Origin of the sequence: Arthrobacter sp. AFG7.2 (assembly GCF_002892835.1) — a bacterium.
Taxonomy (GTDB): Bacteria; Actinomycetota; Actinomycetes; order Actinomycetales; family Micrococcaceae; genus Arthrobacter.
In genome coordinates, this window is record NZ_PJMB01000012.1 from 40,910 (window position 1) to 58,417 (window position 17,508).

General features: G+C 64.9%; 21 protein-coding genes. 6 read left to right on the forward strand and 15 right to left on the reverse strand.

Annotated elements, in window-relative coordinates; all coding sequences use genetic code 11:
- Positions 1-56: 56 nt before the first annotated feature.
- Positions 57-728, forward strand: a complete 672-nt coding sequence (locus tag CXX84_RS16975; RefSeq protein ID WP_102977900.1) for a PAS and ANTAR domain-containing protein — start codon at positions 57-59, stop codon at positions 726-728.
- Between the two features lie 52 nt (positions 729-780).
- Here CXX84_RS16975 and CXX84_RS16980 read toward each other — a convergent pair whose 3' ends face one another.
- The 3 genes from CXX84_RS16980 to CXX84_RS16990 all read right to left on the reverse strand — a co-directional run bounded on the left by CXX84_RS16980 (position 781) and on the right by CXX84_RS16990 (position 3,014).
- Positions 781-1,440, reverse strand: coding sequence for a hypothetical protein (locus tag CXX84_RS16980; RefSeq protein ID WP_102977901.1), 660 nt, complete (start codon positions 1,438-1,440; stop codon positions 781-783).
- Between the two features lie 77 nt (positions 1,441-1,517).
- Positions 1,518-2,204, reverse strand: a complete 687-nt coding sequence (locus tag CXX84_RS16985; protein WP_223253145.1) for a sortase domain-bontaining protein — start codon at positions 2,202-2,204, stop codon at positions 1,518-1,520.
- Between the two features lie 33 nt (positions 2,205-2,237).
- The gene (locus CXX84_RS16990; protein WP_102977903.1) at positions 2,238-3,014 is read right to left on the reverse strand and encodes a CHRD domain-containing protein; all 777 of its coding nucleotides are present in this window, start codon (positions 3,012-3,014) and stop codon (positions 2,238-2,240) included.
- A 223-nt stretch (positions 3,015-3,237) separates the two neighbouring features.
- Between CXX84_RS16990 and nhaA the strand changes: the two genes are divergently transcribed.
- Positions 3,238-4,578, forward strand: coding sequence for a Na+/H+ antiporter NhaA (gene nhaA, locus CXX84_RS16995; RefSeq protein ID WP_102977904.1), 1,341 nt, complete (start codon positions 3,238-3,240; stop codon positions 4,576-4,578).
- Positions 4,579-4,681: 103 nt separating this feature from the next.
- Here the strand turns inward: nhaA and CXX84_RS17000 are convergent, their stop codons facing one another.
- The 6 genes from CXX84_RS17000 to CXX84_RS17025 all read right to left on the reverse strand — a co-directional run bounded on the left by CXX84_RS17000 (position 4,682) and on the right by CXX84_RS17025 (position 8,934).
- A complete protein-coding gene (locus tag CXX84_RS17000; RefSeq protein ID WP_102977905.1) occupies positions 4,682-4,945 on the reverse strand; it encodes a GlsB/YeaQ/YmgE family stress response membrane protein in 264 nt (87 codons plus the stop codon).
- A 101-nt stretch (positions 4,946-5,046) separates the two neighbouring features.
- Positions 5,047-5,829, reverse strand: coding sequence for a GAF and ANTAR domain-containing protein (locus CXX84_RS17005; RefSeq protein WP_223253134.1), 783 nt, complete (start codon positions 5,827-5,829; stop codon positions 5,047-5,049).
- Positions 5,830-5,902: 73 nt separating this feature from the next.
- Positions 5,903-6,127 (reverse strand): hypothetical protein, encoded by a 225-nt coding sequence (locus CXX84_RS17010; RefSeq protein ID WP_102977907.1) that lies wholly within the window; start codon positions 6,125-6,127, stop codon positions 5,903-5,905.
- Between the two features lie 266 nt (positions 6,128-6,393).
- Positions 6,394-7,170 (reverse strand): MBL fold metallo-hydrolase, encoded by a 777-nt coding sequence (locus CXX84_RS17015; RefSeq protein WP_102977908.1) that lies wholly within the window; start codon positions 7,168-7,170, stop codon positions 6,394-6,396.
- Positions 7,167-7,772, reverse strand: coding sequence for a hypothetical protein (locus CXX84_RS17020; RefSeq protein WP_102977909.1), 606 nt, complete (start codon positions 7,770-7,772; stop codon positions 7,167-7,169). The genes CXX84_RS17015 and CXX84_RS17020 overlap by 4 nt, the downstream gene beginning before the upstream one ends.
- Before the next feature lie 13 nt (positions 7,773-7,785).
- Positions 7,786-8,934 carry a zinc-dependent alcohol dehydrogenase gene (locus CXX84_RS17025; RefSeq protein WP_102977910.1) on the reverse strand — a complete coding sequence of 383 codons (1,149 nt, stop codon included), beginning with the start codon at positions 8,932-8,934 and terminating at the stop codon, positions 7,786-7,788.
- 222 nt (positions 8,935-9,156) lie between these two features.
- Between CXX84_RS17025 and CXX84_RS17030 the strand changes: the two genes are divergently transcribed.
- Both CXX84_RS17030 and CXX84_RS17035 read left to right on the forward strand, forming a co-directional pair.
- Positions 9,157-9,681: a DUF2243 domain-containing protein gene (locus CXX84_RS17030; protein WP_102977911.1), complete on the forward strand. Its 525-nt coding sequence runs from the start codon at positions 9,157-9,159 to the stop codon at positions 9,679-9,681.
- 77 nt (positions 9,682-9,758) lie between these two features.
- Complete coding sequence (locus tag CXX84_RS17035; protein WP_102977912.1) at positions 9,759-10,643, forward strand: manganese catalase family protein; 885 nt, start codon at positions 9,759-9,761, stop codon at positions 10,641-10,643.
- A gap of 207 nt (positions 10,644-10,850) precedes the next feature.
- Here the strand turns inward: CXX84_RS17035 and ctaD are convergent, their stop codons facing one another.
- Both ctaD and CXX84_RS17045 read right to left on the reverse strand, forming a co-directional pair.
- Positions 10,851-12,602 carry a cytochrome c oxidase subunit I gene (ctaD, locus tag CXX84_RS17040; RefSeq protein ID WP_102977913.1) on the reverse strand — a complete coding sequence of 584 codons (1,752 nt, stop codon included), beginning with the start codon at positions 12,600-12,602 and terminating at the stop codon, positions 10,851-10,853.
- A complete protein-coding gene (locus CXX84_RS17045; protein ID WP_102977914.1) occupies positions 12,602-13,528 on the reverse strand; it encodes a cytochrome c oxidase subunit II in 927 nt (308 codons plus the stop codon). The genes ctaD and CXX84_RS17045 overlap by 1 nt, the downstream gene beginning before the upstream one ends.
- Positions 13,529-13,659: 131 nt before the next feature.
- On the opposite strand from CXX84_RS17045, the gene CXX84_RS17050 reads away from it, so the two are divergent.
- Positions 13,660-14,475: a carbon-nitrogen hydrolase family protein gene (locus CXX84_RS17050; protein WP_102977980.1), complete on the forward strand. Its 816-nt coding sequence runs from the start codon at positions 13,660-13,662 to the stop codon at positions 14,473-14,475.
- Between the two features lie 142 nt (positions 14,476-14,617).
- On the opposite strand, the gene CXX84_RS17055 is transcribed toward CXX84_RS17050, so the two are convergent.
- The 4 genes from CXX84_RS17055 to CXX84_RS17070 are packed head-to-tail and all read right to left on the reverse strand — an operon-like array spanning position 14,618 to position 16,247.
- On the reverse strand, positions 14,618-14,980 hold the full coding sequence (locus CXX84_RS17055; RefSeq protein ID WP_102977915.1) for a hypothetical protein: 363 nt from the start codon (positions 14,978-14,980) through the stop codon (positions 14,618-14,620).
- A 6-nt stretch (positions 14,981-14,986) separates the two neighbouring features.
- On the reverse strand, positions 14,987-15,724 hold the full coding sequence (locus CXX84_RS17060; protein ID WP_223253136.1) for a GAF and ANTAR domain-containing protein: 738 nt from the start codon (positions 15,722-15,724) through the stop codon (positions 14,987-14,989).
- Entirely contained in the window at positions 15,721-15,990 is a 270-nt protein-coding gene (locus tag CXX84_RS17065; protein ID WP_102977916.1) for a hypothetical protein, read from the reverse strand. The genes CXX84_RS17060 and CXX84_RS17065 overlap by 4 nt, the downstream gene beginning before the upstream one ends.
- The gene (locus tag CXX84_RS17070; RefSeq protein WP_102977982.1) at positions 15,990-16,247 is read right to left on the reverse strand and encodes a hypothetical protein; all 258 of its coding nucleotides are present in this window, start codon (positions 16,245-16,247) and stop codon (positions 15,990-15,992) included. The genes CXX84_RS17065 and CXX84_RS17070 overlap by 1 nt, the downstream gene beginning before the upstream one ends.
- A gap of 319 nt (positions 16,248-16,566) precedes the next feature.
- On the opposite strand from CXX84_RS17070, the gene CXX84_RS17075 reads away from it, so the two are divergent.
- Positions 16,567-17,487, forward strand: coding sequence for a metallophosphoesterase (locus CXX84_RS17075; protein WP_102977917.1), 921 nt, complete (start codon positions 16,567-16,569; stop codon positions 17,485-17,487).
- The last annotated feature ends 21 nt before the right edge of the window (positions 17,488-17,508 follow it).

Sequence of the window (17,508 nt, forward strand, 5' to 3'; positions counted from 1 at the left end):
TGCGAGACCTCGCCAATGTGCTGGGGGACGTGTTGGACGCTACATGGAGGTGGCCCGTGACAGAGCTGACTGGCCCGTACACCTATTCAAGTGCCCTGGGGGACAACCAGTGCCTGGCCGGCACGTACCGCGTGGATCTTGAGGCCTGGAAGATCTCCTGGTCGGATGGCATGTTCCAGGTTCACGGATACCAGCGGGGCGAAGTTGTCCCCACCATGGACCTCCTGTTTTCCCACAAGCATCCGGAGGACCGGCCGCGCTGTGAGGAAATCGTGGCGCAGGTGTCACGGAGCGGCGGCTATTACTGCATGTACCACCGGATCATCGACGCCCAGGGACGGACCCGGCGGGTGTTGACCTCGGGTGACGCGATTCTCCAGGACGGCAAGGTCACCGCGCTGGAAGGCGTGATGATCGACCTCACCTCAACGCTGCAGCGCGAAACCGAACAGACGGCGCGTGATGCCGTGAAGGGGGCAACCTCCACCCGGGCGGTGATTGACCAGGCCCGCGGCATCCTGATGGGGCAGTTGAAGATGGGGGCGGAGAACGCCTTCCAGATGCTGGTGAGCACCAGCAGCCACAGGAACGTCAAGCTGGTGGTTGTTGCCGCGGAGCTGGTGCAGCTGGCGAACTCTGAGGAGGCGGGCGAGTTCCTGGAGTCGGCGGTCAAAGCGATTGCGATGCAGGGCCGGGGGGTTCCGGTCCCGGGCAGCCGTGCAGGCTAGGGGCTGCTGCGGAGGTGCTGGCCGCTCCTGACGTTGGGCGCCGGGGCTCGGTCTAGTGGTGCTCCACCCAGCAGGCCAGGATGGTGGTGGACAGCTGGTAGGCGAGGGCGTTCCGCGTAATGGCGTCCGGGCCGAGAGCGTTCGGCAGGTCTGATGCGTCCACCTGCAGCACGAAGCTGTCTTTCTGGAAAACCGCCGAGCCGTCCGCCGTTTCGTAGGCAGGAAAACCGAGGTTGGCGAGCCCCTTGATGGGCGTAGCATCCACGGCCAATGCCTGCATGGCATCAAAATACGTCAGCGCTGCTGCCTGATCCGGTGCTTCCCGGACGGAAATCTCCAGCGGGCCGTCGTCCAGGTGGTAAATGCAGGTGAACGTGCTGTCCGCCCAGTTGTTGACCGTGTGCGGGTCCTGATCGAGGTCCAGGATGGCGGTAAGCCTGTCCATCGGCTGATCCCCGCACACCATCCTGGCGGCCTCACTGGGCCCATTGCCGGCGATGCGCGGGGAAGGGGTACCGCCGCCATGGTGTCCGGCGTGGCCGCCCTGGGCGGAGGATGAAGGCGCTTGTGACCCTGCTGCCGGTTGTGTGGCAGACGAGGAAGGGGCGCCCGACGGCGGCGCCTGGCCCACAGACCCAGCCGCAGCAGCGCAGCCGGAGAGCAGCAGGGTGGAAAGTGCCAGCGAAGCCAGCTGTGGGGTGCGGTGCGTCATGGCTCTTCCGTCCTGGCCGCGCGAGCGTTCGGGTCTGCGGCCGGTTATTCGGCGTGGGGGTGAGGCTGGTCAGCAGGTCAGGCTTTGAGCTTCGCGTAGATGACGTAGTTGTCGTCAAAGAGCCCGGTGGCGGGGTCGTAGCCGTCACAGGTGATCAGCCGGAGTTCGGAGCCCGTTGTGTTGCCGTAGACCTCCAGCGTGGGGAATTCGGTCTTGCTGTACAGGGCTCCGCGGTCAACGGTGAACACAGCGGTGCTGCCGTCGGCCCGGATTACGTTGACCTCGGCACCGGGGGTGAGTTTCCGGAGGTCGGCGAAGACGCCGCCGCGGCCGTTGGGTGAGTTCACGTGGCCCAGCATGACGGAGGGGCCGCGCTCGCCGGGGGTGGGCGAGCCGTTGTACCAGCTGGCCGGGGCACCGTTGCCGGTGTCCTCGGGTACTTCGAGGGAGCCGTTTTCCCGCAGGCCAAGCTTGAGGAGGTCGGTCCGCACGCCGATAACCGGGATTTCCAGGGTTACCGGCTCGGACCGGGCCAGTACTGCCGGTCCTGCGGTGGCAGGCGCGGCGGCCTGACCTGCAGGTGCCTGCACCGGAGGACTGGCTGCGGCCGTGGTGGGCGGCGCGGAAGCTGCGGCGGAAGCGGAAGGTGGAGTGCCGGCGTCGGACATTCCGGAACTTTCGGTGCCGCAGCCGGCCAGGGTGAGCAGGAGCAGAACCCCGGCCGCCGTGGCGGCCCGGAGGCCCCCGCGGCGGCCGGAATTCATGGTTGTCACAGTGATGGTCCAGTCAGCCCGGAATTAGGCTGCTGCGCCGGCGCTGCGGCGGCGGACAACGTAAGCGCCTCCGGCGAGGGCGACGAGGGCCAGGCCACCACCGAGGGCGAGGGCGCCGGTGTCAGTGCCGGTTTCGGTGGCGATGCCGGTATCAGCGCCGCCTGCCGGCATCTTCATTTGCCCGGCAGTCAACGTACCGCACAGGGCGGGTGAGGTGGCGGCCAGCGGAAGTTCAGGGACAAGATCGCTCTTGGCGGCCTGGCCTGCTGCGCTCAGCGTTGCCGGGTCAAGGCCATGAACCACAACTACGGCAGTCCCTGCTTCCAGGGCAGCTTTGGTTTCGGCGTTCAATTCGAACGTACGGTCAACCGTGTAGGCCGCTCCCTGGCCGGCGACCTTGAGGTCCAGTCCTGCTGCGGGGCTGGTGTCACCGCTGGTGGACAGGGTGGTGACGATGCCGCCGTAGCCCGGGGCACCTTCGGTGGTGGAGATGACCTGGTCGCCGTCCTTGTCTGCCGAAGGGGCAGGGCACACGCCCTGGGCGCCGCCATGGATGTGCTGGACGTGCGGGTACGGGGCGTCCATGAAGGTCGCGGCCAGCCCGGAGACTTTCAGGACAGCGTGGGCCTGGTTGCCCGTGACATCAACAGTGATGCTGCCGGAGGCCGAGCTGCCGTTGATCTGGCCCAGGGTGGACTGGTAGTGGTCGGCTCCGTCATGGGCCATGGCGGGGGCGCCTGAAAGCGCGAGGGCGCCCAAAGCCAGGGTAGGTACGGCAAGGAAGCGAATTGTCTTGTTCATCGGAAAGCAGTCTCCTCATACACGTGACGTTCGTCCCAGATGAGGGACAGGAGTACTTCGAAGCCACTGCTGTTACGGATGGGAAAAATGTTAACTGGGCCACAAAATGCCATTTCCGCGTGTGGGCCAAACGGCAGGAAGGCCCGGCTGTAGGATGGATCGAAGGTGCGCCGGGAAGTCTGGTCGGCATAATTTTGTCGAACCTAATTGTGAGGATGCCTTCATGAGCAAAACCACTCCACCAAGCCCCCAGCGCTCCACGATCTTCGGCCGGGGCAGTTACGCCGAGTCGCTCCGTATCGGCGAAATCCTCCGCAAGGAGACTGTGGGCGGCGCCCTCCTGGTCGCTGCGGCTGTGATCGCCCTGATCTGGGCCAATTCGCCGGCCTCGGACAGCTACTTCGCGCTTCGGGACCTCAAGGTGGGGTACGAACCCTGGCACCTGGAGCTCAGCCTGGGCGCGTGGGCTGCTGATGGGCTGCTGGCCATCTTCTTCTTCCTGGTGGGCCTGGAACTCAAGCGCGAGTTCGTGGCCGGGGACCTGCGCCAGCTCAACAAATCGATTGTCCCCGTGGCCGCGGCCGCGGGCGGCGTCATTGTTCCCGCTCTCATTTACGTGGTGATCAACCTGGCCAGCCCGGAGACCCTGCGCGGCTGGGCCATCCCCACAGCCACGGATATCGCCTTCGCAGTGGCGGTGCTGGCCATCATCGGTTCCCACCTGCCCAGTGCGCTGCGCATCTTTTTGCTCACCCTCGCAGTGGTGGATGACCTCATCGCCATCACCATCATCGCTTTCTTCTACACCAGCGACCTTCAGGTCACGCCGCTGCTCCTGGCGCTTGTCCCGTTGGCGCTCTACGCTTTCCTGGCCCACAAGTTCCGTTACTTCTTTGGCCTGAAAGCCCCGGCTGCCTGGCTGATCCTGCTGCCCATCGGCGTCGTCACCTGGGCCCTGGTCCATGCGTCCGGTATCCACGCCACGGTGGCCGGTGTCCTGCTGGGCTTCGCCGTTCCCGTACTCCGCTCCCAGGCGGCGGGCGGACCCGACGCAGGGCCGGGGCTGGCGGAAATCTTCGAGCACCGGTTCCGGCCCATCTCGGCAGGCATTGCCGTCCCCATTTTTGCTTTCTTCTCCGCAGGTGTTGCCGTTGGCGGCTGGGAGGGACTGGGTTCTGCCCTGGTGGATCCGGTGGCGCTGGGCATCATTGCCGGCCTGGTCCTTGGCAAGCCGATCGGTATCATGGGCACCACCTGGCTGCTGACCAAAATGAGCCGGGCCGAGCTGGACAAGTCGTTCAAGTGGATTGATGTCTTCGGTGTGGCCCTCCTGGCTGGCATCGGCTTCACTGTGTCCCTGCTGGTGGCCGAGCTCAGCTTCGGGCAGGGGAGCCTGCACGATGACCACGCCAAGGTGGGCATCCTTGCCGCCTCCTTGCTGGCGGCGCTGCTGGCCACCCTGGTGCTGAGGACCAGGAACCGGCACTACCGGGCAGAGGAAGAAGCCGAGCGCGTGGACGCGGACCAGGACGGCATTCCGGACGTGTACCAGGACAGGACCTGAGCGCAGGGCTCCATACACCAACGCGGGGTCACTCCGCGCCCGTTCCGTATCCGGACGGGCCGGGAGTGACCCCGCGTTTGTTGTTGGCCGTGGAAGTGTCCGCCTAGCGGCGCACTGACCGCCGGCGCCCCACGACGGCCTCAGCCGTTCCCACGAGCAGCACCGAGGCGATAACGGCCACGATGAAGCCCAGGAAGTTCAGCTCGAAGATGTCGCCGGTGCGCAGCAGTGACGCCACCACTCCGCCGATGACCGAGCCCACGAGGCCCAGCAGGAGGGTGGCCAGCAGGCCGAGGTTCTGCTTGCCCGGCTTGATGAGGCGGGCAAGGGCGCCGATGATGAGGCCGGCAACGATGAATCCAATCACGGTGTGCTCCTTAGTGGTGGTTGCGGGCGGATCAAGCCCGTACTGCCGCAGCGGTGCCGCAATGGGTCCATTCTATGCAGGGCAGAACGCTGGCCCCTGCACTATCCCTCCAGCGCAGTCCTGGCGTTCTGCCTGGCAATGCCCCTGCCGTTCATCGCCCCGACCACCGCAGCTGCGGTCTCCCGCAGCTTCCTGTTCCGGTCGCTGGAGGACCGGGTCAGCTCGTGGATGGCTTCTTCATGGGTACAGCGGTTCTGCACCATGATCACGCCGACTGCCATGTCGATCATGGCTCGGGACTTCATGGCAGCGGCGAGGTCGTCGCTGGTCCCACGCAGGGCGGCAAGCCGTAGCGCCAGCTGCAGCGACTTCGAAGCGTTGGCCACGAAGTTCCGGGCTGTCGCAATATCAGATGGGGAAAGGCTCCCGGGCCTTTCGGCATACAGGTTGACCACGGCCTCTGCTCCGCCCGCGAGTTCCATCGGGATGGCCAGAATAAGGCCGATGCCCTGGTCCGCTGCCTCCCCGATGTATTCGGGCCACCGCCGTTCCTGCCTGGTGTCCTGGACCAGGACCGTCTCGTGCCGCCGCAGGGCAGTGAGGCAAGGACCGTCGTCGAACCCGTTCTGCAGCTCATCCAGTGACCGGGCGCGCTTATCACTGCTCGCGGCCACGGTGGGTTTCCGGTGCCTGATCACGGTGACGCCGCAGTGCAGGGGTCCTGCGGTGGTGGACAGCGTGGAGGAAGCGAGAACGGCAAGTTCCTGAAGAAAGCTGTTGACGTCCCGGCTGGTGAGGACCATCTCCTGCAGTCCTGCGTTTTCATCCGGGATCCACGGCTCTCCGCTGTCCCCCGTGCTGCCGTGCGGCTGTCCCTCGCTCAACCGGGCCTCCTTCATTGAAGAGTTCTTCCGGTATCAGAGGTTACTTTGTCAGCCCCGGCCCTGGAAACCTGCCTTACGCCGTGGCCAGCGGCTTGGCCTGTACCTCCGCATGCCGGATCTCCAGCGCCTCCGGGTCCAGAAGCTTCCTCGCGCCGGTCCTCGCGTCCAGGATCCAGAACAGTTCCAAGGCAGGAACCACCTCCGTCACCCGCCCCCGGTGGAACAGCTTGCCGTTGTGCCACGCCTCGATCTGGTCACCGATCCGAAGCTGTGCGGTCAGTACTTTTTGTGCCTCCATAATGCGCCTCCTGCTGTTGTATCCCCGTAGCTCCAGCATGCCGTGGACACGTTGCTGAAATGTTTCAATCCAGTGTTTTTCCTGTGACGTTTGGGGCTGACGGGGAATGCCCGTGGCGGCCCGGGACGCGCATCAGCAGGATCGACGCGCAAGCTCCATGTCGCACCGGGTATATCAGCTGCGGCAGGGAATCTGCGGGTCGCCAGCGGATGGGCGCGTCGAAACGCGGAGGGTCAACGTACGACGGCGGGTGGCCGGCTGAGCGGTCAGGATTCAGCCTGGTGCCGGGCGGCCGCCACTGCCTCCTCGATCCCGCCCGTCCAGGGCTCGCCATGGCCCGGGAGTACCAGCGAAGCGCCGGTCTGTTCCAACTGGGTCAGGGTGTCCAGGTTCTGGCGGCTGTCCATGGTGGCGGCCCCAGCCACAATCCGCGGACCGGTGCGCCGGGTATACGGATCCAGCGTCACCAGGGCATCCCCGCTGAACAGCACGTCCCGGTCCCGCAGGTAGAGCCCGCAGTGGCCGGCAGTATGTCCGGGAGAAAACACCACCTCCGGCGAACCCGGCACCGGAAGCGCCGTGCTCCCGGTTTCTGCGGGAAACAGCTTCAGCTCGTCCACGCCGCGCACCCGCAATGCACCCGCTTTGGTCATGCTCGCCAGGACGGGGAGGCCGCCGGGGTGCGCCAGCGCGAAAACGAAGCGGGACTTTTCATGCCGGTACCGGTAGGGATGGCGGGCAATGTAGGAGTCACCGCCGTGCACCCAGACCGGCACGCCAAACTCCGTGTGCAGCCGGTGTGCCAGGCCCAGATGGTCGAAGTGGGCATGGGTCAGGACCAAGGCGGCGATGTCGTCCACGGAGTGCCCCAGTCCCCGTATGGAGTCATCCAGGGTTTTCCAGGAGGCGGGCAGCCCGGAATCCACCAGGATCAGGCCATCCGGACTTTCCACCAGATAAAAATTGACGTACGCCTCGGAAATCCTGTGCACGCCGTCGGCCACTGTGGTGAAAGCAGCCCGGCGCTGTTCAGCCTGGGTCATTTCCGCGCCCCCGCCCGGGACTGCAGTCCTCTGCTGAGGGTCCGGATGGCAGCGGCCGCGCCGAGTCCCGCCACCACCCACGGCCCGCCGACCAGAATCGGGTCGATCCACTGGTGGTTCACGTCGGCCCGCTTGCTGCCGAACCGTGAGCGCAGGCCATGCCGGGCAGGCTCGCTGAGGATGCCCGTTTCGGTGACGGGATTGTCGGGGCGCGTGGTGGCGAGGGAGCGGAGGTGCTGTTCCCAGGCATCCACCCTGTCAGCGGCAATCAGCAGCAGCCAATGGGCGGCCCGTCCCTCGCTGAACCTGGCATAGGCGTACTTCCGGATGGCGCCCGAGGCACCCTTGGGCGGCGTCGACGTGCCGAAAACCGGGGTGAGGAAGGCGTGCTCAATGGACCGCTCCCGCGGCCACTCCTCCCGCTGGCGCTCCGGAAAGTCCCAGTGCGCGCCGGTTTCGATCCCCGGTTGTTCGCGGGGAAACGACGGACGGTCCGCCGGGTCGAGGTCCACACCCCAGCCCGGAATGCGGGCGCGGAGGGCTTCGGAGGACTCCTTCAAGGCGGGCTTGCCGGCGGTGTAAGGCGTTGCTATGTCAGCCATGGTGCTCTTCCTTTCAGGCCGGGGTGGAGATGATGAGCGGCTTGATGCACTCATCAAGTTTTGCGGAGAACATGTGGTAGCCCTCCGAGATGTGTTCCAGCGGGATGCGGTGCGTCACGATGTCGCTGGGCTTGAGGTACCCGTTCCGGATGTGCTCGAACAGGCGCGGCCACTGCCGTTTGACCGGGCACTGGTTCATCCGCAGAGTGAGGCCCTTGTTCACCGCGTCCCCGAACTTCACGGCGCTGAAGATGGGCCCGTACGCACCCACCACGGACACGGTGCCGCCCTTGCGGACAGCGTCGATGGCCCAGTTCAGCGCCACCGGCGAACCGCCCTGCAGCTTCAATTTGGTACCCGTCACGTGCTGGACGAAGTTGCCGTCCGCCTCTGCCCCCACCGCATCAATCACGACGTCGGCGCCCAGGTAGTCGGTGGCTTTCTTCAGGTGCCCCACGATGTCGTCGTACTCCACGAAGTTGTACGTCTCGGCATGGGCAAAAGTCCGGGCCTTCTCGAGCCGGTACTCCAGGTGGTCGATCACGATGACCCGGCCGGCGCCCATCAGCCAGGCGGATTTCGCGGCGAACAGCCCCACGGGCCCGGCGCCGAACACCACCACCGTGTCGCCCTCCACGATGTCGCCGAGCTGGGCCCCGAAGTAGCCGGTGGGCAGGGCATCGGTGAGGAGCACCGCGTCCTCTTCGTCCATCCAGTCCGGGATCTTCGATGGCCCCACGTCCGCAAAGGGGACCCGGACGAACTCGGCCTGGCCGCCGTCGTAACCTCCGCAGGTGTGGGAGTAGCCGTAGATGCCGCCCACCGCCGTCGCGTTCGGGTTCACGTTGTGGCAGTTCGAGTACAGGCCGCGGGAGCAGAAGTAGCATGAGCCGCAGTACACGTTGAACGGGACCATCACGCGGTCGCCCACGGCGAGGTTCTGCACCGAGGAACCAACCTCGTGCACCACGCCCACGAACTCGTGCCCGAACGTCATTCCCACCCGCGTGTCCGGCATCATGCCGTGGTAGAGGTGCAGGTCAGAGCCGCAAATGGCTCCAGTGGTCACTCTGACGATCGCGTCGTTGGGGTGCTCGATCCTGGGGATGTCTTTTTCTTCGACCCGGATTTTGTACGGGCCGCGGTAAACCATTGCTCTCAAGGGGTGCCGCCTCAGATGTTGGCTGGCAGTGGGAGGGCCCTGTCCGTGCAGGAGCCACCCCTTTGCTTGAGGTTCCACCGCAATGCTTCACAGGCTTCCACCTCCGGGGGGCGCGGTCAAGGGCCCCGCGGTTCAGGCACCTTTAGGCGCCTTCAGCGGGTAAAACGTCCGACGGCGGGTAGGAACCCAGTGAAAGGTGCACCGGAGAAGGGGGAGCGAGCGATGTCACGGGAAACCCGAACGCCGCCAGCGAAGGCGGCCCGCAGCGCAGCCCGGGCGCCCGCCTTCCTGTTCGGGATGGGAGTGGGGGGTTTCGTGGACGGCATCGTCCTGCACCAGCTGCTGCAGTGGCATCACATGCTCAGCCATACCGAAAGCGGCAGTAGCAAGACCGTGCCGGGGCTGGAGCTGAACACCCTGGCGGACGGCCTGTTCCACAGTGCCATGTGGGTGCTGGTGGTTGCTGCCGCTGCCCTGGCCGTCCGCGCCCGGCAGCAGGGCCGGCTGTCTCCCAGCTGGCGGTTCCACACGGGGCTGGTCCTGGCCGGCTGGGGGGTCTTCAACATCATCGAAGGTTTGGTCAACCATCAGCTGTTGCAGATCCACCACGTCCGTGACGATCTCGGCGGACCACTCGCGTGGGATCTCGGATTCCTGGCTGTCAGCGTACTCCTGGCTGTGGGCGGCTGGCTTCTGTTTCGGGGTAGCCAAATGTCTGGAAAAATCGGCGCACCTGACGCAGGATAGTAAGCATGCTGATTAAATCGGCTGCCGGAACCTATCGGTTCGAACAAATCCAAATGTGAGCTCGAGAGGACATACTCATGGTTTTCTTTCACAAGCAGGAACTTCAATACAGGGCCACCCCGGATAAGCCGGACGCGGTGTACGCCCGGAAACTGCAGGAAGTGCTCGGCGGCCAGTACGGCGAAATCACCGTGGCCATGCAGTACTCGTTCCAGGCCTGGAACGCCCACATGCCCGGCAAATACCGGGACATGCTCTTCGGAATCGGCGCGGAGGAATTCGGCCACGTGGAGATGCTGGCCACCATGATCGCCCAGCTGCTGGAGAAGGCGCCGCTGGGCATCACTGAGGACGCCGTCCAGGCCGATCCGACTGTTGCAGCCATCGTGGGCGGAACCGACGTCCAGTCGGCCATCGTCGCCGGCGCCGGCGTGCGCCCGGTGGACAGCAACGGCAACCCCTGGCAGGGCAGCTACATTACTGCCAGCGGCAACATGCTCGCGGACTTCTGGGCCAACGCCAACGCTGAGATGCAGGGCCGCCTGCAGGTGGCGCGGCTCTACCACATGACGGACGATCACGGCATCCGCGATATGTTGTCCTTCCTGCTGGCCAGGGACACCATGCACCAGAACCAGTGGATCGCGGCGGCCAAGGAGCTGCAGGAAGAAGGCCACGAGAACTTCCCGGTGCCCAGCAACTTCCCCATCAACAAAGAAATGCGGGACGTCGCGTACGAGTACCGGAACTTCTCAGACGGCCAGGCTGCGGCAGAAGGCTCGTGGGCCAAGGGTCCATCGCCTGACGGCCTCGGCGAGTTCAGCTACGTGGCGAACCCGGACTCCGGCGTCCCAATGCCGCCGCCCACACACCCGGACTCCCGCTTCTACGGCACCACCGAGCTGCCGAACACCATGGAGAAGATGGCCGGGACCATCCAGGACAAGCTGCACAAGGAGTAGCCCCGGGTGCGTCCTGCGACGCGCGCGCTCTTCTCCGATGCGCAGACTCGTTTCCGACCCGCCTATTCGCTGGCGCGCCCGCAATATCGGGTGCGCCAGCGGATTTGCGTGTCGGAATGTCTTTCCGGTGTCGGGAAAGGTGTGGGGGCAGCACGACGGCGGCCCCCGCCTGAACGAGGGCCGCCGTCGTAGTTGCCTGTTGCCGCGTTACTCGTTGGGGTTCGGGCTGCGGACGTCGCGTTCGCCGATGTCTGCCGCACCCAGGACGTCCGCTGCCGGGCCGTGCGCCGGCGGGTGCAGGCGCACGCTGAGCTCGGGGTGGTGCAGGTCCAGTGCGGGCCGCTCGGAGCGGATCCGGGGGAGCGAGGTGAAGTTGTGCCGGGGCGGCGGGCAGGAGGTGGCCCACTCCAGTGAGGCGCCGAAGCCCCACGGATCGTCCACGGTGACCTTTTTCCCGGTCCGCCACGTGATGTAGACGTTCCAGAGGAACGGGATCATCGAGACGCCCAGCAGGTAGGAACCGATCGTTGAAAACTGGTTCATCGGGGTGAAGGCGTCCTCCGGCATGTAGTCAGCGTACCGGCGGGGCATGCCCAGGACGCCCAGCCAGTGCTGCACCAGGAACGTTGCGTGGAAGCCCAGGAACAGGAGCCAGAAGTGGATCTTGCCCAGGCGCTCGTTCAGCATGGTTCCGGTGAACTTGGGCCACCAGAAGTAGAACCCGGCGAACATCGCAAACACGACGGTGCCGAACACCACGTAATGGAAGTGCGCCACCACGAAGTAGGTGTCCGAGACGTGGAAGTCCATCGGGGGCGACGCCAGGATGATGCCGGTCAGGCCGCCGAAGAGGAACGTTGCCAGGAACCCCATGCTCCACAGCATCGGCGTTTCAAAGGTGAGCGAACCGCCCCACATGGTGCCGATCCAGTTGAAGAACTTCACGCCCGTGGGCACTGCGATCAGCATGGTCATAAAGGCGAAGAACGGCAGGAACACTGCGCCGGTAACGTACATATGGTGTGCCCAGACCGTCACAGACAGGGCGGCGATGGCGATGGAGGCGTAGACAATGCCTTTGTACCCGAAGATCGGTTTGCGGCTGAAGACCGGGAAGATTTCCGAAACGATGCCGAAAAACGGCAGGGCGATGATGTATACCTCGGGGTGGCCGAAGAACCAGAACAGGTGCTGCCAGAGGATGGCACCGCCGTTGGCGGGATCGAAGATGTGGGCACCGAACTTTCGGTCGGCACCCAGCGCGAACAGGGCGGCGGCCAGCGGCGGGAACGCCATCAGCACCAGGATTGCAGTGATGAGGATGTTCCACGTGAAGATCGGCATCCGCCACATGGTCAATCCGGGGGCACGCATGCAGATGATGGTGGTGATGAAGTTGACCGCGCCCAGAATGGTGCCAAAGCCGGACAAGGCCAGGCCGAAGACCCAGAGGTCCCCGCCCACGCCGGGGGTGAAGGTGGTGTTGGACAGCGGCGCGTAGGCGAACCAGCCAAAGGATGCGGCACCCTGCGGGGTGATGAAGCCGGACACCGCAATGGTGGAGCCGAAGAGGAAAAACCAGAAGGCCAGCGCGTTCAACCGCGGGAAAGCCACATCCGGGGCACCGATCTGCAGAGGCATGATCACGTTCGCGAAACCCGCAAACAGGGGGGTGGCGAACATGAGCAGCATCATGGTGCCGTGCATGGTGAACAGTTGGTTGTACTGTTCCTTGGTCTGCAGGATCTGCATGCCGGGCTCGAACAGCTCCGCGCGGATGATCAATGCCATCACGCCTGCCAGGATGAAGAACACAAACGAGGAAATCAGGTACATATACCCGATGGTCTTGTGGTCGGTGGAGGTAATCCAGCTGACCACAATGCTTCCCTTGGTCCGCCTGACCGTGGACGGCGCAGCGGTTGCCGACGTCATTCCCGTGTTCTGGGTAGCGGTCATTACGGTTCCGTCCTTTGCTGTGCCTCTTCCAGTGCCGGGCGTGCCGGGTTGCGGTCGTATTCGTCGCCGAGGATGCCGGTGTTCCCGCGGGAGCGGAGCTCGCTGATGTGGCTGTCGTACTCCTGCTGGCTCACCACCCGGACCTTGAAGAGCATCTCGGAATGGTATTCACCGCACAGCTCGGCGCACTTGCCGGTGAATTCACCGGTGCGGGTGGGAGTGATGTTGATGTACGGGTCAAACTGGTTTTCGCCCGGATACATGTCCCGCTTCTGGAGGAACTCCACCACCCAGAAGGAATGCTGGACATCGCGGGAGTTCACCCGGATTTCCACTTTCTTGTCCACCGGCAGGTACAGGGTGGGCAACCGGTCCGGAGTACCCCAGTTGCCGTCCAGGTGGGCTTGCTGCCCTGGATCCTCGTGGACGTCTTCCTTGACGTAGTTGAAGTCCCAGGACCACTGCTTGCCGCGGACGTCGATCACCACATCAGGGTCCGGGTAGCGGGTATCGATGGCGCGCTGATCACGGTCAGTGAATACAAAAAGGACGCCCACAATCATGATGGGGACCGAGAGGTAGAAGACTTCCAGTGGCAGGTTGTAGCTCATTTGTGCTGGAAAGCCGACGGTGTTCTTCCTGCGGCGGTAGGCCACGATCACCCAGATCATGAGGCCCCAGGTGATCACGCCGATGATGAGGGCGGCAATCCAGGAGTTGACCCACAGGTCGGTGATAAGGGGCGTTTTGTCGGTAGTGTCGCGCTCGCCAGGGAGCCAGCCGCGCTGGACTTCCGCTGAGCAGGACGTTGTAGCCAGCAACAGCCCGAAGGTGGCTGCCAGCGCCGCCGGCTTCCGCCATTTAGGAAAGTGTTGTGTTGTACCCACTGAGGATCCCTCCGGATTGCTCCAGAGGCCCAACTGCATGAGCCCACGCCTCCGAGGTGCGGCAGGAGGCTTGTGCCCACAGTAGCGCGGGCAGGATGCTGAGGGAAGTGGTTGTGCTGCAACTGGAACAAGGGCTGGAACCAGTCAGCCGTGTGGGAAAGGAGGCCACCGTGAGGGTGGCAGTTGGACAGTTCGCCGCGGGCGTGGACAGCGGTGAAAATACGACGGCGGCAGGCCGGCTTATCGAGGCCGCGGCACGGGCGGGCGCGGAGCTGGTACTCCTGCCCGAGTCCAGCCTGTACGCCACCGCCGACGGGTCGAAGGCCATCGCAGCCATAGCGGAGGACCTGGACGGGCCTTTCGTGGCCGCCGTCGCCGGCCTGGCCAGGAAACATGGAATCGCCGTGGTGGTAGGCACCTACGAGAAGAACCCGGACGGGTTGCCGTTCAACACGCTGGTGGCGCTGGACGGCCACGGCGGGATGCTGGGCTGCTACCGCAAAGTCCACCTCTACGATGCATTCGGTTACCGGGAAAGCGAGGGAATCTCCGCCGGAAACCCCGGGGAGCCGCTGGTATTCAGCCTGGGCGGCTTCAGGTTTGGTGCGTTCACCTGCTACGACCTACGGTTCCCGGAGAGCGCCCGGACCGCGGTTGACGCTGGGGCGGACGTCCTGCTGGTTCCGGCCATGTGGATCAGGGGACCGGGCAAGGAGGACCACTGGAACACGCTGCTCAAGGCCAGGGCCATCGAGAACACTGCCTACGTCCTGGCCGCCAACCAGAACGGGCCTTTGGCCACAGGGTATTCCGTGGCGGTAGATCCGGCGGGGGTGGTGGTGGCCAATGCCGGTGACGAGGCGGGACTCATCATCACGGACCTCAGCCAGGAGCGGCTCAGCCGGGTCCGCAGGCAGGTGCCGGTGCTGGACAACCGCCGCTACGCCGTCGTTCCCCACGCTGTGAAGCGACGCGGCGCAACCTGACCCCGGTCAGAGGGACCGGGGCGTGAAACGCAGCGCAAAGTGGTTCAGTGTCCCCGGCAGTGGAAGCAGCTGACCGGCCCGGCACTGAAGGGAACCACCCCCCAGTAGCCAGCTGGAACAGGGCAGACTGGCACCCTGAATGTCAGCCCTCTGCGTCCGGGCCCCCCGTGTTCATTCCGCCGTGGCCGCCCTGGGAACGGCCTGCAACGTTCCCGCTCCCTTCATCAGCCGGACCCTCAATGCCGGAACGCCCGAACTGGTCCGAGTACGGTGCGCGGAGCGGCGGTTTCTCATCGATGATCTCGTTCGCTGCCATGGCCAGCAGGTCGCGCTGGGTAGCGGGCAAGGAAATCAGTCCCTGGACGTACGCGTGGACTTCATACTCACCGGCCGAGCCGCTCATGCTGAAATACCGGAGCCAAAGATCACCAATGGTGATATCAGCCGCATGCAAGGCATCGCAGAGCCGGCTGCGCTGTTCCGGTTCATGCGCATCGAAGCCCAAGGCCCCTCACCTCTCCGCAGGCGGCACCCTGGTGATCAGATTTTCGCTGATCTCGTCCAGGGGAACGCCTGCCATCCGCGCGTTTTTTATCATCTGCTGCATCGCCATGTCCTGGCTGATGCCCTGGCGTTCCATGAGCACCCCGCAGGCCTGGTTGATGGTGTCCCTGCTGGCCAGGGCCGCTTTGAGCTGCTCCGTCATCCGCAGGGGCGCCTCTGTGGCTTGGATGTGGGCCAGGAGCGTCGCCGCTGTCCCTGCGAAGAGGGACAGCGTGGCGCCCGTGCTTTCGTCGTACTGCCCTGGCACGGCAGAGTAGATTTTCAAGGCACCGAGTGCATCCTTGCCGGCGAGCAGTGGCGCGCTGACCACCGAGCGGACGGGCAGTGCCTCCACTGCCGTCCGCCAGGCAGGCCACCGCTCGTCCGTGTGGACGTCGTCAATGACGACAACCTGCTCAGTTGCCCAGGCGGTCAGGCAGGGGCCCTCACCCAGTTCGTACTGGGCGGTGTCCGCCTGCTTTACCAAGCCATCAGTAAACCCGCTGCTCGTGCGGCGTCCTTCCCGGTCCAGGAGCGAAACGCCTGTTCCTGCGGCCCCCGGCATGGATTCCTTGATGGCCTGGGCCAGAAGATGGACGGCGCGGTCCACCTTCTCCTCCGTCAGCAGGAGCCCCCGGATCCGCCCAATCGTTATGGTCAGTTCATCAAGGGGGAGCTGGCCCATGCCCTCCGTGGTGTAATTCACGGCTGATCCGGGATCTCCACTTGGAACCCGCACGGGCAGTGCAGGACGCGGGTGGCAAGGTAGACCACAAGGGCCTCCGGCAGTTGCTTGTCATCGTGGCGGTGGATGAAGCTCAGGTCCGTACCGGCGCGTGTCATGGGCTCGCCGCAGTGAATGTATTGTCCACCCACACTCAGCAGGTCAGCGGTGTCTGCGTCGCGGCGGGGGCGCCTGGCCGGGACTGGCCCGTCCGGCCAGGCGCGGTAGCCGTCCGATTGCAGTGTCATCAGGCCACGGCCGGATAGCTGCTGACAATGTACGCGGCCGCCGCAGGCCCGGTCATGTGCAGCCGGATGTCGTGGACATCCACCCCGCAGCGCTGCATTCCTGCCCGGAACGCCTGGTCTGACTTGGGCTGTATTCCACGGAGCTCGGCCCAGCTGACGTACAGGCCGTAGAGGCAATCAGGTCCGAGTGTGGAGTCGGTGGAGGGGTCGAAAACAGTTGCTTCATTGAGGAACTGCTGGAAGTGCGAGGTTGCCACTTGAGGCTCATTCCGCTTCTGCATCATGTGCCGCCGGTTGGCTACAGCGGCTGCTCCTGCGGCCTGTGCAGAGGGGTCGGGAGGGTCCGGGGGATGAGCCCCGTCACACTTCGAATGTACCTGTGCCGGAGGGGGAAGTACAGCTTGAGCCGGACACGTGCCGCACCCGGCTGCTCTGCCGCACCGCCGTCACGATGAAGAAAAGGCTTCCCAGATATTCATAAGGGTGCTTATTATTGATTCTCTTGGCGGCAAGCAGAGCCCGCCGGCATATCTTCCTTCCTGGGCAGTGCCAGGAAGGAACCGCTGAAAGGCTCTCATGCAGTATTTCCAGTCGGAGCACGCGTCTCCACAGCACGTGCTGGTCCATGTCAGCGACCCGCATTTCGTTGCCGAAGGGCTGCTGTACGGGGAGACCGACCCCCAGCTGGGGCTGGTGGAGGTGCTCGACGCCATCGAGGCCAGCGGCATTGGGCCGGAGGCCATCATTTTTTCCGGTGACCTGACGGACAAGGGAAGCCCGGAGGCGTACCGGCAGTTGCGGGCCATCTGCGACGCCTACGCCCACAGGATGGGCACGCGCATCATCTGGGCCATGGGCAACCACGATGAGCGGGAGAGCTTCCAGAGCCTGCTGCTGGACGAGGCGCCGCTGCCGAAGCCGGTGGACCGCCGCTACAACCTTGGCGGGCTGCGGGTACTGGTGCTTGATTCCTCCACGCCCGGCTTCCATCACGGCGAGGTCAGCGGGGACCAGCTGCGCTGGCTGGCGGCGGAACTTGAAACAGCGTCCGACGACGGCACCCTCCTGGTGATCCACCACCCGCCGGTGCCTCCGGTACAGGACCTCGGGGTGCTGTCCGAGCTGAGGAACCAGGAGAGCCTGGCTGCGGTACTGGAGGGCAGTGACGTGATCGGCATCCTGTCCGGCCACACGCACTACTCCGCCTTCTCCATCTTTGCGAATATCCCGGTGTCAGTGGCGTCGGCCACCAGCTACACCCAGGACCTTGCCCTGCCCCCGGACGCCATGCAGGCCCGGAACGGTGCACGGTCCTTCAACCTGGTCCGGATCCACAACAGGACATTCGTCTCGGCAGTGGTTCCGGTCGGCGCCCACCCCGCGTTCGGTGAACCAGTTACCGCCGAAGAGACCCGACGCCGGCTCGAGGCAGCCGGCGTCGAGATCCCCCAAGAAGCCACCAACCCCACGGGAGGCACCCTCAGCGGCCACAGGTAGCGGCCACCCACCAGTAACGAA

What these genes read in the sequence shown, in the direction of transcription:
- CXX84_RS16980 (WP_102977901.1), bottom strand. Translation starts at nt 1,440, where the DNA reads ATGACGCACCGCACCCCACAGCTGGCTTCGCTGGCACTTTCCACCCTG.
- CXX84_RS16985 (WP_223253145.1), bottom strand. Translation starts at nt 2,204, where the DNA reads ATGAATTCCGGCCGCCGCGGGGGCCTCCGGGCCGCCACGGCGGCCGGG.
- CXX84_RS16990 (WP_102977903.1), bottom strand. Translation starts at nt 3,014, where the DNA reads ATGAACAAGACAATTCGCTTCCTTGCCGTACCTACCCTGGCTTTGGGC.
- nhaA (WP_102977904.1), top strand. Translation starts at nt 3,238, where the DNA reads ATGAGCAAAACCACTCCACCAAGCCCCCAGCGCTCCACGATCTTCGGC.
- CXX84_RS17010 (WP_102977907.1), bottom strand. Translation starts at nt 6,127, where the DNA reads ATGGAGGCACAAAAAGTACTGACCGCACAGCTTCGGATCGGTGACCAG.
- CXX84_RS17015 (WP_102977908.1), bottom strand. Translation starts at nt 7,170, where the DNA reads ATGACCCAGGCTGAACAGCGCCGGGCTGCTTTCACCACAGTGGCCGAC.
- CXX84_RS17020 (WP_102977909.1), bottom strand. Translation starts at nt 7,772, where the DNA reads ATGGCTGACATAGCAACGCCTTACACCGCCGGCAAGCCCGCCTTGAAG.
- CXX84_RS17030 (WP_102977911.1), top strand. Translation starts at nt 9,157, where the DNA reads ATGTCACGGGAAACCCGAACGCCGCCAGCGAAGGCGGCCCGCAGCGCA.
- CXX84_RS17035 (WP_102977912.1), top strand. Translation starts at nt 9,759, where the DNA reads ATGGTTTTCTTTCACAAGCAGGAACTTCAATACAGGGCCACCCCGGAT.
- ctaD (WP_102977913.1), bottom strand. Translation starts at nt 12,602, where the DNA reads ATGACCGCTACCCAGAACACGGGAATGACGTCGGCAACCGCTGCGCCG.
- CXX84_RS17045 (WP_102977914.1), bottom strand. Translation starts at nt 13,528, where the DNA reads ATGCAGTTGGGCCTCTGGAGCAATCCGGAGGGATCCTCAGTGGGTACA.
- CXX84_RS17065 (WP_102977916.1), bottom strand. Translation starts at nt 15,990, where the DNA reads ATGACACTGCAATCGGACGGCTACCGCGCCTGGCCGGACGGGCCAGTC.
- CXX84_RS17075 (WP_102977917.1), top strand. Translation starts at nt 16,567, where the DNA reads ATGCAGTATTTCCAGTCGGAGCACGCGTCTCCACAGCACGTGCTGGTC.